Annotated in this window: 13 protein-coding genes; 4 read left to right on the plus strand and 9 right to left on the minus strand. The window is 42.5% G+C overall.

Going from position 1 to position 13,890, the window contains the following annotated elements; translation table 11 throughout:
- Nucleotides 1-5 precede the first annotated feature (5 nt).
- A complete protein-coding gene (locus CXF62_RS03290; RefSeq protein WP_057760892.1) occupies nucleotides 6-521 on the plus strand; it encodes a hypothetical protein in 516 nt (171 codons plus the stop codon).
- A 184-nt stretch (nucleotides 522-705) separates the two neighbouring features.
- Nucleotides 706-1,095, plus strand: a complete 390-nt coding sequence (locus CXF62_RS03295) for a hypothetical protein (protein WP_102092901.1) — start codon at nucleotides 706-708, stop codon at nucleotides 1,093-1,095.
- Between the two features lie 98 nt (nucleotides 1,096-1,193).
- On the opposite strand, the gene CXF62_RS03300 is transcribed toward CXF62_RS03295, so the two are convergent.
- From CXF62_RS03300 to uvrB, 3 genes are all read right to left on the minus strand, one after another.
- Nucleotides 1,194-1,571 carry a hypothetical protein gene (locus CXF62_RS03300; protein WP_101206413.1) on the minus strand — a complete coding sequence of 126 codons (378 nt, stop codon included), beginning with the start codon at nucleotides 1,569-1,571 and terminating at the stop codon, nucleotides 1,194-1,196.
- 288 nt (nucleotides 1,572-1,859) lie between these two features.
- Nucleotides 1,860-2,912, minus strand: a complete 1,053-nt coding sequence (locus tag CXF62_RS03305) for a pyridoxal phosphate-dependent aminotransferase (protein WP_228153150.1) — start codon at nucleotides 2,910-2,912, stop codon at nucleotides 1,860-1,862.
- Between the two features lie 311 nt (nucleotides 2,913-3,223).
- On the minus strand, nucleotides 3,224-5,335 hold the full coding sequence (gene uvrB / locus CXF62_RS03310; RefSeq protein ID WP_102092903.1) for an excinuclease ABC subunit UvrB: 2,112 nt from the start codon (nucleotides 5,333-5,335) through the stop codon (nucleotides 3,224-3,226).
- Nucleotides 5,336-5,818: 483 nt separating this feature from the next.
- Between uvrB and dps the strand changes: the two genes are divergently transcribed.
- Complete coding sequence (dps, locus tag CXF62_RS03315; RefSeq protein ID WP_101206410.1) at nucleotides 5,819-6,301, plus strand: DNA starvation/stationary phase protection protein Dps; 483 nt, start codon at nucleotides 5,819-5,821, stop codon at nucleotides 6,299-6,301.
- 156 nt (nucleotides 6,302-6,457) lie between these two features.
- Here dps and CXF62_RS03320 read toward each other — a convergent pair whose 3' ends face one another.
- The 4 genes from CXF62_RS03320 to CXF62_RS03335 all read right to left on the minus strand — a co-directional run bounded on the left by CXF62_RS03320 (nucleotide 6,458) and on the right by CXF62_RS03335 (nucleotide 9,812).
- On the minus strand, nucleotides 6,458-7,546 hold the full coding sequence (locus CXF62_RS03320; RefSeq protein WP_102092904.1) for a cation diffusion facilitator family transporter: 1,089 nt from the start codon (nucleotides 7,544-7,546) through the stop codon (nucleotides 6,458-6,460).
- 198 nt (nucleotides 7,547-7,744) lie between these two features.
- On the minus strand, nucleotides 7,745-8,305 hold the full coding sequence (locus CXF62_RS03325; RefSeq protein ID WP_102092905.1) for an acyl-CoA thioesterase: 561 nt from the start codon (nucleotides 8,303-8,305) through the stop codon (nucleotides 7,745-7,747).
- 151 nt (nucleotides 8,306-8,456) lie between these two features.
- Entirely contained in the window at nucleotides 8,457-8,867 is a 411-nt protein-coding gene (locus CXF62_RS03330; RefSeq protein WP_057760908.1) for a DUF2177 family protein, read from the minus strand.
- Nucleotides 8,868-8,906: 39 nt separating this feature from the next.
- Nucleotides 8,907-9,812 carry a LysR family transcriptional regulator gene (locus CXF62_RS03335; protein ID WP_228153151.1) on the minus strand — a complete coding sequence of 302 codons (906 nt, stop codon included), beginning with the start codon at nucleotides 9,810-9,812 and terminating at the stop codon, nucleotides 8,907-8,909.
- Between the two features lie 105 nt (nucleotides 9,813-9,917).
- On the opposite strand from CXF62_RS03335, the gene CXF62_RS03340 reads away from it, so the two are divergent.
- Nucleotides 9,918-11,090 carry an MFS transporter gene (locus CXF62_RS03340; protein WP_102092907.1) on the plus strand — a complete coding sequence of 391 codons (1,173 nt, stop codon included), beginning with the start codon at nucleotides 9,918-9,920 and terminating at the stop codon, nucleotides 11,088-11,090.
- Between the two features lie 116 nt (nucleotides 11,091-11,206).
- Here the strand turns inward: CXF62_RS03340 and CXF62_RS03345 are convergent, their stop codons facing one another.
- Both CXF62_RS03345 and CXF62_RS03350 read right to left on the minus strand, forming a co-directional pair.
- Nucleotides 11,207-12,661, minus strand: a complete 1,455-nt coding sequence (locus CXF62_RS03345; RefSeq protein ID WP_102092908.1) for an SAM-dependent methyltransferase — start codon at nucleotides 12,659-12,661, stop codon at nucleotides 11,207-11,209.
- Between the two features lie 129 nt (nucleotides 12,662-12,790).
- On the minus strand, nucleotides 12,791-13,831 hold the full coding sequence (locus CXF62_RS03350; protein ID WP_102092909.1) for a DUF1365 domain-containing protein: 1,041 nt from the start codon (nucleotides 13,829-13,831) through the stop codon (nucleotides 12,791-12,793).
- Between the last annotated feature and the right edge of the window lie 59 nt (nucleotides 13,832-13,890).

Consider the following 13,890-nt stretch of genomic DNA (forward strand, 5'->3'; position numbering starts at 1 on the left):
ACTTTATGAAAACCACGCCACTTGCTGAAAAACTTCCAAATACTATCGACCCTAACCTAGACCTTGATAAAGTTAAAAAAGAATGTCAAGGAATGGTAAAAAGACGCGCTAGAGTTTCTGCTGGTGTAGCGGTTGTGCCAGTACCATTTTTTGATGTGGCAGTTGATGCGGGGATGTTGACGCAGTTGATTCCAGAGATTAGTGAGCGTTTTGGTCTCATTGAAGACCGTCAATCAGCCATTAACTTGGAATCTCGCGAAGTCCATTGGAGCGCAGTAAAAGATCGTACTGTAGATTTCGCTGGGCTCATGGCAACACGCGGTATCGTCAAAAAAACCATCCAAGGTTTCGGTGGTCGTATCGCTGCCAAACAAGTAACTAAGTTTATTCCACTTGGCGGCCAATTAGTTGCTGCAACAATGGGTTATACGATTTTTAAGAAAATCGCTAATGACCATATCAACGAATGCTATAAGTTAGCAAAAGATATTCAGCAAAAAGAACATGGCAAAAACGTATAAATAAGCGGAATAGTTTAGTCTATATCAAGCCAGTTAAGTGATCACTTAGCTGGCTTTTTTATGGTTTATACAGATAACTCATAGAGTTCTAAAATAACATGCGCTTGTGGTTAATGATGTCATTACTAGGTTTTACTGATAATATACAGCTTTATTTATGACAGACACCTTAAAGGACTAACTTATGAAAAAAATCTTGGCTTCAACGATGATGCTAGCAACTTTTGCCTTGGCGGGATGTACCACAACAGGTGCGACAAACAACGGTACAGGTACAGCAATCGGTACCGCAAATGAGATCGGCATGAATGTTTTTAAAGCAGCAATCGACAACCAATGCCGTAGCCAAATTGAAAAACAAAACGCGTGGCGTGTTGCAAGCGTCGCCATGACAGAAGCACAGCAAGAATCTGTTAAAACCAATGTTTGTGGCTGTGTCAGTGAGCAAGCACCGCAGCAAGTAACGATTGTTGAGCTGGGCAATGCCGCGATTGACTCTCAGTACCGTACTCAGTTAGTCGCACAAGTCGTCGCCAAATCTCTACAGAGCTGCTATACAAGCTTTGTTCAATAGAACAATTAAGTTATTCATTAGAATAAAAAATAATAAAAAGGGTGCGTTATACATAACGCACCCTTTTTATTGCTAACAGATTAGTTCAATCAATTAGCCTAAAATTTATTTGTGTCAGATGCTTGAGAAGTTATAGAAGCCGTAAAAGGTAATGATTGGCTACGACGGAAATACTTCGAGGTACTATCAATAATCTTATCTACTTCCTTAATTAAATCATTAATCACATCATCATAAATACCATGATATAGCTCTTTTTCAAATGCTGTAAATGGGTGCTTGCGCGAAGCTGAACCCACCTCAGTGACACCGTCTTTACTATAAAAAATATCTACGCGACCATCACTATTCAACACACAATTTAATAGTCCACCTTCAATTTCCATCTCTACGCGTTCTGGCATAAAAATATAGTCATCTACATTGATAAGCTTTTTTTCTACTTCTCGTTTAAAAAATGATTTGATATCGAACATAGGTACATCCCTAACTTTATAATTATAAGATACGTGAGCATGCCGAGCACTGTGACTGTTACCCAGTATTCATCTGCGTGATTAACGGGTCATGCTTTACTCAGTTATCCTATAAGATAGTGTTAGATTATTTAAGGTGCGATATGTAAAACTGCGTTTGATGTTGGTAAAAATGTGCGCTTAACTCTGGCTTCAATACAGTTCCAACAACCGAAATAGACACAAAAAAAGGAAGCGACCAATAAGCAACTTCCCTTTTTTATTATTGAACTGCATTAACTGACTTAATTAAACCCAGCCTTTCTCACGAAATGATTTGAGTACCTCTACAAATACTGCCATCTCATCAGGTCTGCCAAGTGTTAAGCGATTAAAGCCAGTGATTGGCGCAAACTCACGCCCAACAACAATACCATGCTCACGCATTCTGTCGATATAGGTTTGCACATCGCCTTGTATCTCATGAAATATAAAGCTTGCTTGTGATGGCAAGTAGCGTAAGCCAAGCTCATCTAATGTTTGCTCAACTAGCTGACGCGATTGATTGGCCGTACGTAAGCTCAATGCCAAAAAATCTTCATCATCGAGCGTCGCTAACGCAGCTACAGCACCTGCCAAGTTGGTATTATCAATCGAGATAAATGCTTCTAATCTAGCTATCATTTGCGGGCTAGCAACTGCATAGCCGACACGCATGCCCGCGAGTGCGCATAACTTTGAGAAAGTACGTACCACAATGATATTTTCTGAGTACTCCTCTCGTATCCATGCAACACCACTCTCAAAACTTGGATCAGTCACATACTCTGAATAAGCTTCATCTAATAAAAAGTAATGGTTACTTGGTGCATGCCCTACCCATTCTTTAAGCTTTACTGTATCAGTAATAGTCGACGTTGGGTTGTTTGGATTGCACAGATAAAACAAGCTAATACCGTCAAAGTCATCAGCCACTTTTTGCATACTTTGCAAGTCAAAGGCGTAGTTTTCAGTGGTCAGCGGTACTTTTACCACAGGTACATCGATAGATGTCGCATATAACTCAGCATAGGCAAAGGTTGGATGCGGCACGATAACTTGGAATTTTTTGCCTGCTACTAATGCTTTATTTTGTAGCATTTGGACGACAGTACGAATATTTTCACTAGAGCCACTGCCCAGTGAGATTTGACTCTCTGTCACACCGTTTATCTCAGCGACTTTGGTAATCAGGGCCGCACGTTGGTCATCAGGATAACGAAAACCGATGTCTAGAGAGTCGATAACGGCTTGTTTGGCCGCATCTGACATGCCGAGTGAGTTTTCGTTAGAGTTTAATTCTATTAAGTTGTTGGTAAGCACAGTGAATAATACGCCTAGATTATGTCCATTCCAAAAATTTAGTCTGTGTTGACAATGTGATCTGTAAGAACAACGAGCCTAGCCCAAATAGAGCATTACACGTGCTCGGCTTGTTAGCATGTGACTTAAATTTTTGAAATATTATATGGATGGTGAGGTTTATGCGGATATGGTAAGTGGCATCGATTATTATTACAAGGATTCTGTACGTTCCGATATTGAATAAACCACAAAAAAGTGAGGTACTCAAAAAGCACCTCACCTTCGCTATTGTTTAGCCTCTTTTTAGCCTCAGCATTTAACCCAAGCGATCAGATTAAATGTGCTTTTAACTCCAGCACTTTGTCACGTGTTTTTGCTGCTTCTTCAAACTTCAAATCACGCGACATTTGCTGCATTTGCTTCTCTAATCGTTTGATTTCTTTAGCAAGCAGATCAGGACTACGCAAGATATTGATATCGACATCTGGTAAGTTACTCTTAACTGGGATAGCTTGATTGTCATTGGCATCCACGCTTTCACCCGTATCAATCTTGTCCGTAATACTACGACGAGCCCCTTTTGGCGTGATGTTATGCTCAAGGTTAAAGGCAATCTGCTTATCACGGCGGCGATCCGTCTCGTCTATCGCCTTTTGCATACTTGGCGTAATACGATCGGCATAGAGAATGGCTTTACCATTCAAGTGACGGGCGGCACGACCAATGGTTTGAATAAGCGAACGCTCTGAACGTAAGAAACCTTCTTTATCGGCATCAAATATCGCTACCAATGATACCTCAGGCATATCCAAGCCTTCACGTAATAAGTTGATACCGACCAGCACATCATGCACGCCAGTACGGAGCTCATGGATAATCTGCATACGCTCAACAGTATCGATATCCGAATGTAGATAAGCGACCTTTACATCATACTCTTTAAGATAACTGGTCAAATCTTCCGACATACGCTTGGTCAATGTAGTAATCAGTACACGCTCGTCCTTTTCACGGCGTTTGGTAATTTCTGATAGCACATCATCGACTTGCGTCAAGACAGGACGTATCTCAATTTCAGGGTCAATCAGACCCGTCGGACGGACGACCTGCTCAACAACTTGCTCGCTGTGTTCAAGCTCATATAGCGCTGGCGTGGCACTAACATAAATGGTTTTGGGCTTAATGCGCTCCCATTCTTCAAACTTCATCGGGCGGTTATTCATCGCACTGGGTAATCTAAAACCATAATTGACCAAGTTTTCTTTGCGCGATCTATCGCCTTTATACATCGCACCAATCTGCGAAACCGTCACATGTGACTCATCAAGGAACAACAAGGCATCTTCTGGAATATAATCAAACAACGTCGGCGGCGCTTCTCCTGATGGACGGCCAGAGAGATGCTGTGAGTAGTTTTCGATACCGTTACAGTAACCAAGCTGCTGGATCATCTCCAAGTCATACTGAGTACGCTCTTTGAGACGCTGTGCTTCAATCAGTTTGTTGTTGTCACGGAAGTATTCCAAACGCGGCTCTAACTCAGCACGAATCGTATGGCTGGCGGCTTCTAATTTATTACGCGGCGTCACATAGTGCGACTTTGGATAAATGGTAATACGTGGCACGCTGCGCACCGTCTTACCCGTTAAAGGATCAAACCACGTAATCTTTTCGACTTCGTTGTCGAATAAATGCACACGTACGGCTAGCTGCTCAGACTCAGCAGGATAGATATCTAACAGCTCTCCACGCAAGCGATACGTACCACGGCCAAAATCTAGCTCGTTACGTGTGTACTGCATCTCAACCAAACGCTTGATGGTTGCCGTACGGTCGATGTTATCGCCTACGACGACATGCAGTAGCATTTTTAGATAACTTTCTGGATCACCCAAACCATAGATACAAGATACTGAAGCGACGATAATCGCATCACGACGCTCTAACAAGGCACGCGTGGCTGACAGGCGCATCTGATCAATATGATCATTGATAGCGCTGTCTTTTTCGATAAAGGTATCACTAGCAGCGACATACGCTTCTGGCTGATAGTAATCATAATAGCTGACAAAATATTCGACCGCATTATTGGGGAAGAACGATTTGAACTCACCATATAGCTGAGCCGCTAGCGTTTTGTTGTGCGCCATGATAATGGTCGGACGCTGAGTTTCAGCGATGACCTTTGCCATGGTATAGGTCTTACCAGAACCAGTCACACCCAATAGCAACTGCTCGTCCATGTCCGAATTGATACCGTTAACTAGCTTTTTGATGGCTTGCGGCTGGTCGCCTGCTGGCTCAAAGTCAGTAACCATCTCGAAGGCACGGCTTGATATTTGCGTCCCTGACGCATTAACACCACTAATTTCAGCTTCGCCTTGGAGCTGAGTGGCCAATTGATTTAACTGACGCGATGAGCGCGGTTCAGGCATTCGCATAATGGCTTTCTTCTTCTTAAGGTTTATAACAATATGGGGTCTGAGCAGCAGTTTTTAAAGGAGAATAAGGAGTCTTATCCTATAGTCAAAACGCTGTCTGGCTGCCCAAAAATATGAGTGTATAAATGTACGGTTTATCAGAAATTAAAGCTTAATATTAGCGGATAAAACTTACATCGTTATAAAAAACGCACACAGTATTCGATAAATTTACAAAGCTTTTCACGGTTAACAAACTCGTTACACGACCACTCAACAAAGCCTAACACTCAAGGGTTCCAACACTGAGTTAAGCTGCTATTATCGTTCTTGAATTAACAAGTTGATGACTTTTGAGTATTAGTGAGCAGTACTAGTGAATAAATAGCTTTATAGCAATTCGTATCATTAGCTTTAACTTGATTGTCATCGAATAGAAGACCAATAAAAATACATTGAACTTTCATTCAATATAATAATTTTAAATAAATGACGGAGTAAAATATGAGAGAACGTTACGCAAGTGGTATTTCAGACGAAACTGCGAAAAAAATGATTGATTTGCTAAACGCTAACCTAGCAAACGTTATTGATTTAACCTTAGATGGCAAACAGTGTCATTGGAATCTACAAGGCACCGGCTTCATCGGTGTGCATCAATTACTAGATGAGACATCAGATCGTATCCTTGAAGTATCTGATACTATCGCAGAGCGTATTGTAATCCTAGGTGGCCAACCAAACGGTTTGGCAAGTCGAGTAGTGAAAGAGTCTATTCTAGATGACTACCCAACTGACATTACTGAAGTAGATCAGCATGTTCGTGAGCTGACTAGCCGTTATAAAAAAGTTGCAGAGACACTGCGTGAAGCAATTGCTACAGCTGGCGATGCAGGTGATGAAGACACCGCTGACTTATTTACAGAAGCTAGCCGTATCGTTGATAAAGACGCATGGTTCATCGGCGCAAACGCACCAAAGAACTAATAGCGCTCAATTTGACTAGTCACTAAGCACTAGAGTTATAAAAAAGCCGTCATAGTTGACGGCTTTTTTGTGCTTTGGGTTCTGAATTTAGAAAGCGTACTTAAAGACATTCAATAGAACTTCTCTATCGCATACTTAATCTATTAAACCGTTAAATTAAATATTTTCTAAACTTAGCAGCTCAGCGTTAGGTTCTGACAGCGTCAAGATAGCCTCTTGAAAGACTGGGTTACCTCTAAATAGATTTTCAATCTCTTCAAACTTCTGTGCGATATGCTCTTCTTTTTGATTGCCTGCGATATCTACTGCCGCCACCATAAATATCTTTTTTGGTCCGACCCACTCTAAGTGCAGATAGGACACACTATCGATATCTGGATGATTTAGCAACTCGCTCAAAACGTATTCGTGCATACGGTCAGTGACTCTATGCCCGACTAAGAAATCTCGGTTACGGCTAATCAAGAATATGGCGACGACGCCCAATAATAGACCGACAATGATAGACCCTAACGCATCCCAATACGGTTCACCCGTATAAGCGTGCATACCCATAGCGGCAGCGGCAATCACCAAGCCGATGACCGCTGCTAAATCTTCAAAGAATACGCCGCGCAACGTTGGGTTAGACGTATCTACGACATAGCCAAGTGCACTGATATCAAGTGCCTCGCCATGTTTTTTACTCTGTCTGTATGCCTGAACCAATGAGATCCCTTCGAGCACAAACGCCACTGCCAATACGATAAAGCCAATCGTATAATTAGTCTCAGATTCAGTAGCGTTCCATTCCTTAATACCGGTATAGATAGAGACAATCGAGCCTGCCGTAAATACACCGAAAGCCGCAATCATCGACCAAACATAAGACTCTTTGCCGTAGCCTAACGGATGGCTTTTGTCAGCAGGTTTGATGGATTTTTTTTCTGCGACGATGAGCAAAGTACCATTGCCAGCATCCGCCCATGAGTGAGCTGCTTCTGCAATCATAGAGGCTGAGCCTGTCATAAAGGCGGCAACGGTTTTTGCAATTGCAATAACCAGATTAGCCCCGACCGCAATCAACACAGTGATCAGTGAGCCTGAATGCTCATCATTGGTTTCAGGGCTTTGATTGAGGGTATGTTTTAGTTCAGGGTCACTTGGAATTTTAGGATTACCTGCCCCACGCGCGCGAGGTGTTTGCGATTTAGGAGAGGCTGGTAAATGGCGCTGGGGATTAGCAATAGATGGCTTTAGACTCATGCTAGACTCACTAAAATAAGGTATTGATAGTAGAATTTGTCGCCGTAGATAAATGGCTTGAAATATATATCAGCTTAAGATAAGCGCTCTACAATATCAGTGTCTTTTTAGTGAGTCGTTGTATGAATTATTAATTCAATAAAACTGGATAACTCTTGATGATTTCAGATAGCTTTAGATAGCTTTGAATAACTTAGGCTACTTTGCTACCTTTTCATTTTCTTCGTGTTCGTTAAACTGCTTATTAATTTCTTCGAAGTCACAACTAGGACGATGTGAACTTTCCATACGCAGCTTTTTTCGTTCTTTAGCCGCATCAGCTCGACACTGCTGCATCTTATTTTTGATATCGAGTGGCGGTGCGGATGTCGGTTTACCATTGTCATCGATAGCCACCATCGTAAAGTAACAACTGTTGGTATGACGGACGGTACGACCACGTACATCTTCTGCTTCGACGCGTATACCTACTTCCATTGAGGTATTACCAACATAATTGACACTGGCTGCAAAAGTAACCAGCTCGCCCACATATATCGGCTCACGGAACATCACCTGATCGACAGACAGTGTCACCACATAGTTACCACTATAGCGACTGGCACAAGCATAAGCGACCTGATCAAGCATCTTGAGCAAATCCCCACCATGCACATTGCCAATGAAATTCGCCATGTCAGGCGTCATAAGTACTGACATGTATAACTCATGGTTTAAAGGGGCTTTTTTGGCAGTGGAGCTGGTATTGTATTGCGGCATAATATTCCTTAATGGTTTGACACTTATTTATTATGTCTACCATTTATACAGCAGGTCGCCGTATAGCACAAACAGACCTCTGTCATTAGACAGTCTAAATTGTGTAAATTGGCACTATTTAAACAGCGTTATATAGGCCAAGATGTAAGCGCTAGCTCAACCAATGGAAGCGATAAGCAAGCCACGCCACTATGGCGCTAACCGAACCGGTCAAAATACCACCCCATACAAAGTCAACCAACGCCGTATCTAACGTAAAACCTTTATACAGTGCCAAATTGGTAAAGTCGTATGTTCCATAAGCCATCAAGCCAATCAGCCCGCCGAGTAGGAAGATATGACCAACGGATGCACCAGCTTTAATTTGCGGATATAGAACCAAAATACAAAGTGCCAATATATAAAACATATAAAACACGCCAGCCGCCATCATGTTTGGCTCATCAGCCAATAGATGCCCGATACGCGACTCATAAAAGGCGCCTTTCATGGTCGTCAGCCAGACAGCATCGACACCCAAAAAGATAACCACAGCAGCGAGATAAATAAAAACGTAACCCATGATATTACCTCTTATAAAATAAATAAAAACGGATAAAATTTATAGTGTTAGTCTTGGTTGAATAAAGTCTAAAAATGCCAGAATACGCGAAGATACGGCACTGTTTTTGTAATATACCGCCTGTATGGCTTCACGGTTGTTTGGTCTGACTATCGCCTCGGGCAATATTTCAACCAATCTGCCAGATTCCAAGTCTTCACCAATCATAAAATGCGACAGTAAAGCAATCCCTTGGTGATTCAAACATAGCTGACGTAAGGTCTCGCCGCTACTGCCAGTCATATGAAAATTCAGTTTCACTGGAGTTTTTAGTGGCCAACTATTTAGTTTTGATGCATCGTTAAAGCCAATTAATTTATGAGTGCTTAAATCCTCAATATTCAAATCATCAATATGATCCACCTCATTATGCTGATATAAATATTCAGGACTGGCTACTAGCCGCAGCTTACTTTTACCTAATAGACGTGCATGCAGATTCGAGTCTTTTAAATCGCCAATTCTGATAGCCAGATCCGTCTTGTGCTCGAGTAAATCAATAATATTGTCATGTGAGGTAAGGTCGAGAGTGATATGTGGATACTGCGCTACAAAATCACCAACCAAAGGCGTCAGTTGATGAAAGACAAACGGGCTCGCGGCGTCAATCCGTAAATGCCCACTCGGCGCTTGTTTTAACAGCTTAATCGCTTCTTCACCGGTATATAACGTATTTAAACTCTCACGCGCATATCTTATAAAGACATGCCCTTCCTCCGTCAGCTCCAAACGCCGTGTCGTTCTATTTAGCAGCGTACATTGCAGTGTATCTTCGAGTCTGGACACTGCACGAGATACTTTGGCTACTTGCTGATTCAATAAGTTGGCAGCGCCAGTAAAGCTGCCCGTGTCTACTACCGTCAAAAATATCTCTATGTCTTCTGTTTTAGCATGTCCCATCATCATGATTACCTTTACAAAATTGACAAAGGTATTTTGTCATTTGTGCTGTTTTTTGCAAACTATAAGTCCGTCAAACTACGCGCATCATTTAATTATTAGGATGTCGTTATGCCACTCGCTTTATGGGCGCTTACTCTAAGCGCATTTGCAATTGGGACAACCGAATTTGTCATCGTTGGATTGGTACCAACTATTGCCGCAGATCTGGGCGTGAGCTTACCTTCAGCAGGGTTACTCGTCAGCCTATATGCCGTCGGTGTTGCCATCGGTGCCCCTATACTTACCGCACTCACTGGCCGCTGGAACCGCAAAATAGTACTGATGAGCCTAATGGGTCTGTTTGTCATCGGCAACTTATTGGCTTGGCAAGCACCCAGTTATGAAACCTTAATACTTGCCCGTATCTTGACCGGTCTAGCGCATGGGGTGTTTTTCTCTATTGGTTCCATGATTGCTACTAGCCTTGTCAGTAAAGAAAAAGAAGCCAGCGCGATTGCCATTATGTTTACTGGGCTTACCGTAGCGCTCGTCACTGGCGTACCCCTTGGCACATGGATTGGACAGCATTTCGGTTGGCGCGCTACGTTTTTGGTCGTCTCAGTACTGGGTTTAATTGCTTTAATTGGTAGCGCAATATTAGTACCAAAAAACCTAAAAAAATCTATCCCTGCAACGTTCAAAGAGCAATTACAAGTCATTGTAAAACCACAGTTATTACTGGTTTATCTAATGACTATTCTTGGCTATGGCGGTACGTTTACAGCATTTACCTACCTAGCACCTATCTTAGAGCAGCAGACCAAATTTGCGCCATCAGCCATTGGGCTCATCATGCTCGTATATGGCGTGTCCGTTGCGATCGGTAATATCTGGGGCGGCAAACTTGCAGATAAACGTGGCCCTATTAGTGCGCTTAGCATTATATTTAGCGCCTTAAGTGTCATTCTTTTATTATTCACCTTTACTATGCAATCCAAGATCGCTGCTGTACTCACTATTTTGGTATGGGGTGCTTTTGCCTTTGGTAATGTACCGGGTCTACAAATCTACGTGGTCAAACAAGCTGAAAAATATACACCGAACGCTGTCGATGTCGCTTCTGGATTGAACATTGCTGCATTTAATATCGGTATTGCACTGGGCTCAGTCATCGGTGGTAGCGTGGTTGAAAATATGTCACTGCAAGATACAGCTTGGATCGGTGCTGTTATCTCTTTAATGGCATTAGCGGTAACACGCTATTCAGGTCTACTTGATAAGCGTGCCCTGCAAACATCATAGAACCTTTCAATGTAAAACTTTTCAATATACAACCTCTCAACATAAGGGTCTCAAACTGTCTATACAGTATGAGACCATATAAGTGTTATGAAAAAGCCGTATCTATATCACTTAACTTATACTGTCGCTGTGTCTGCCATATCTGCATCATGAAAGGCCGTCTCATCGTTCGAAACCGTTTCGTTTTTTAAGACCGCACTTGGCAAATCGGAAAAATGCAGCGTGTCAATATTGTTAGGCTTCACCGCAGTGACTTGAACCACACCGATCGTGCGCTCCAAGAATCCCCCTTCGCAGTAACAGAAGTAAAACTCCCATAGGCGGATAAAGGCATCGTCATAGCCAAGCGCTTGAATCTCTGCACGCTGCGCCATAAACGCAGCACGCCAATCACGCAGCGTGTACGCATAATCGAAGCCATAATCATGCAATTGTTTGACGACCATATCGGTTTGTTCAGTAAATTGGGTCGTCAGTTCTTGGTTTGAGAGCAGACAACCACCTGGGAAAATATGCGTTTGGATAAAATCAACCGAATCGATATAGTCTTGATAATTTTGATCATTAAAAGTGATGGCCTGCAATACCATAAGACCTGTCGGCTTGAGCAAGCTATTGCACTTGGCAAAGAAAGTCGGTAAGTACTCATGGCCCACCGCTTCAATCATCTCGATACTGACTAGCTTGTCATATTGACCTGTCAGCTCGCGGTAATCTTGTTTGAGCAGTGTGATTTTGTCAGACAGACCTGCTGCATCGACTCGTCGCTTCGCTTCATCATACTGGGCATCAGAGATAGTCGTGGTGGTCACATGGCAGCCGTAATGCTTGGCCGCAAAGATAGCAAAACCGCCCCACCCTGTACCAATTTCGATCACATTATCATCAGCGCTAAGCTGTAAACGTTGGCATATAAGCGATAGTTTGTGCTGCTGAGCATCGCTAAGCGTCACGTCAGGCGTAGGATAGACTGCCGATGAGTACATCATCGTATCGTCCAAAAACCGCTCATACATATCATTGCCCAAATCATAATGCGCTAGGATATTGGATTTGGAGCCAGATTTGTCATTGCTACGTAGCTGATGCTTCGCTTTTTCAAATGCTTTACTAATACCTGCAAAACGATTTTCTAGTTTATTGAGCACTGCTAAGTTACGAGCCGCCAAACGAATCAAACCTGTCAGATCATCCGTATCCCACTCACCATCGATATAACTGTCTGCTAGCGCGATAGAGCCTCCTAAAAGCAGCTGACGATAGACAGCGCTATCATGAATCTGTAACGTCACATGTAGTGAATGGCGACCAACCGCCGAGCTACTAGCGTCATTAGTAGCTACTTTGCCAAAGCTACTTGTCTTAGGTTCCTGCTCGTCAAATGTTTCAATCAGCGTGAGGCTACCAAACTGAACGTGCTGTAACGCACGAAATATAAGCTTTCTAGCTAAGTTATTCATACTATTGCTGACTGGCTGTAGTACAGCACTTTCATTAACTACTTTGCTCACACGAGCAGTTAATTTTTCTAGTTTTGTGACTGGTGCTCGATCGGTCGGTCGTGCTGGCATCGTGTATTTATCCTTGTTTAAATGCTTTATTTTTAGTGGTTCATTTTTAGTATTATATTGACGAGATTTTTGGATTGTTGATATTTAAAAATTGCTGTAACTATAAGACATCTTTTGCGCTCGATACTGCTAGCTGCTTTTCTTCTGTCTACTGTCCTGATGGCTGCTTTTCTGGTGACTGTCGGCCAACTTTTCATCGTAGTTGATATACGGCACTTTTTTTATCGCATAGAGCTTGAACGCGTGCCAATAAATACGTGTTAAAGACGTTATATTCATCAAGGGGTTTTTTCGCAAGCTATGACGAATAGCCTCTTCTGTCATTGGCACCCCTGATATCTTTATACCAGTTTTTAGCACTTCACCGCGCTCATCGCTGATATTGATAGCAATATGCACTTGTAAGCCAGTATTAGGCAGCTCATCCGTTTTAGTACCTTTTACTGTGACCTGCCAGCGGTACAGCTGATCGATAGGGTTAAAAGGTGATACGTGAAAATCCTTGTTATGACAGAACTCAGTGTCTTCTCCTTCTAACAGAAACCCGTAGTAATGACGCTTGTCCCATGGCGTATTAGAGACTTCAGCCAATAGATGAGTGGGCGTTTGCTGCGCATCAAACCCCAAGTAAAAATTGACTGGGCTAAAGTACATGCCCGCATTACGGCAGACAAGCAGTCCCAACATATCGCCTTCAGGCGCGCTACCTGCATGTTTTTCAAATGCTCGGCTTAGACGTTTTTCTAGTGCTTGAATAGACTGCCCATTACTATCAAGTTTTTTAGCATTGCTTAGGCTATTGGTATTCTGTAGGTCAGTATGCTGTAGATAGTCATCAGGACAGAATTGTTGTAGCGCCTTTTTCTTTAGTGAAAATAGAGGCAGACCTTTTGCTAGTAGCTTTTTCGGTAAAACTTTACGTAATGGTAATTTTTCTAAAAACTTACTCTCATCAAATGCTGCCGTACTAATTTCAAGAAGTTCCTGTCCTGCCGCTAGCGCGCTAATATTGACGCCCCAATAGCGATAAGGGTAAACGAATTTATTCACACTAGGTAGCAGCCGACTGTGCCATGTCGTACCCTCAAACAGCTGATGCGGCAATGCATTTGTATCATAAGAAGACTCATGATTTGGCGTAGCATTGGTATCTTGAGCGGACGTGGTCATAAATAGTCTCTTGTGTAACGGCATACTTTTATATGGCGAATCTTTCAAAATACTTAGAA

The organism is Psychrobacter sp. MES7-P7E (assembly GCF_002863645.1).
Classification (GTDB): Bacteria; Pseudomonadota; Gammaproteobacteria; order Pseudomonadales; family Moraxellaceae; genus Psychrobacter.

Coding starts and splice junctions, on each gene's coding strand:
- CXF62_RS03335 (WP_228153151.1), bottom strand. CDS start 9,812: ATGATGATGGGACATGCTAAAACAGAAGACATAGAGATATTTTTGACG.
- CXF62_RS03340 (WP_102092907.1), top strand. CDS start 9,918: ATGCCACTCGCTTTATGGGCGCTTACTCTAAGCGCATTTGCAATTGGG.
- uvrB (WP_102092903.1), bottom strand. CDS start 5,335: ATGCGAATGCCTGAACCGCGCTCATCGCGTCAGTTAAATCAATTGGCC.
- CXF62_RS03325 (WP_102092905.1), bottom strand. CDS start 8,305: ATGCCGCAATACAATACCAGCTCCACTGCCAAAAAAGCCCCTTTAAAC.
- CXF62_RS03295 (WP_102092901.1), top strand. CDS start 706: ATGAAAAAAATCTTGGCTTCAACGATGATGCTAGCAACTTTTGCCTTG.
- CXF62_RS03300 (WP_101206413.1), bottom strand. CDS start 1,571: ATGTTCGATATCAAATCATTTTTTAAACGAGAAGTAGAAAAAAAGCTT.
- CXF62_RS03345 (WP_102092908.1), bottom strand. CDS start 12,661: ATGCCAGCACGACCGACCGATCGAGCACCAGTCACAAAACTAGAAAAA.
- CXF62_RS03290 (WP_057760892.1), top strand. CDS start 6: ATGAAAACCACGCCACTTGCTGAAAAACTTCCAAATACTATCGACCCT.
- CXF62_RS03350 (WP_102092909.1), bottom strand. CDS start 13,831: ATGACCACGTCCGCTCAAGATACCAATGCTACGCCAAATCATGAGTCT.
- CXF62_RS03320 (WP_102092904.1), bottom strand. CDS start 7,546: ATGAGTCTAAAGCCATCTATTGCTAATCCCCAGCGCCATTTACCAGCC.
- CXF62_RS03330 (WP_057760908.1), bottom strand. CDS start 8,867: ATGGGTTACGTTTTTATTTATCTCGCTGCTGTGGTTATCTTTTTGGGT.
- dps (WP_101206410.1), top strand. CDS start 5,819: ATGAGAGAACGTTACGCAAGTGGTATTTCAGACGAAACTGCGAAAAAA.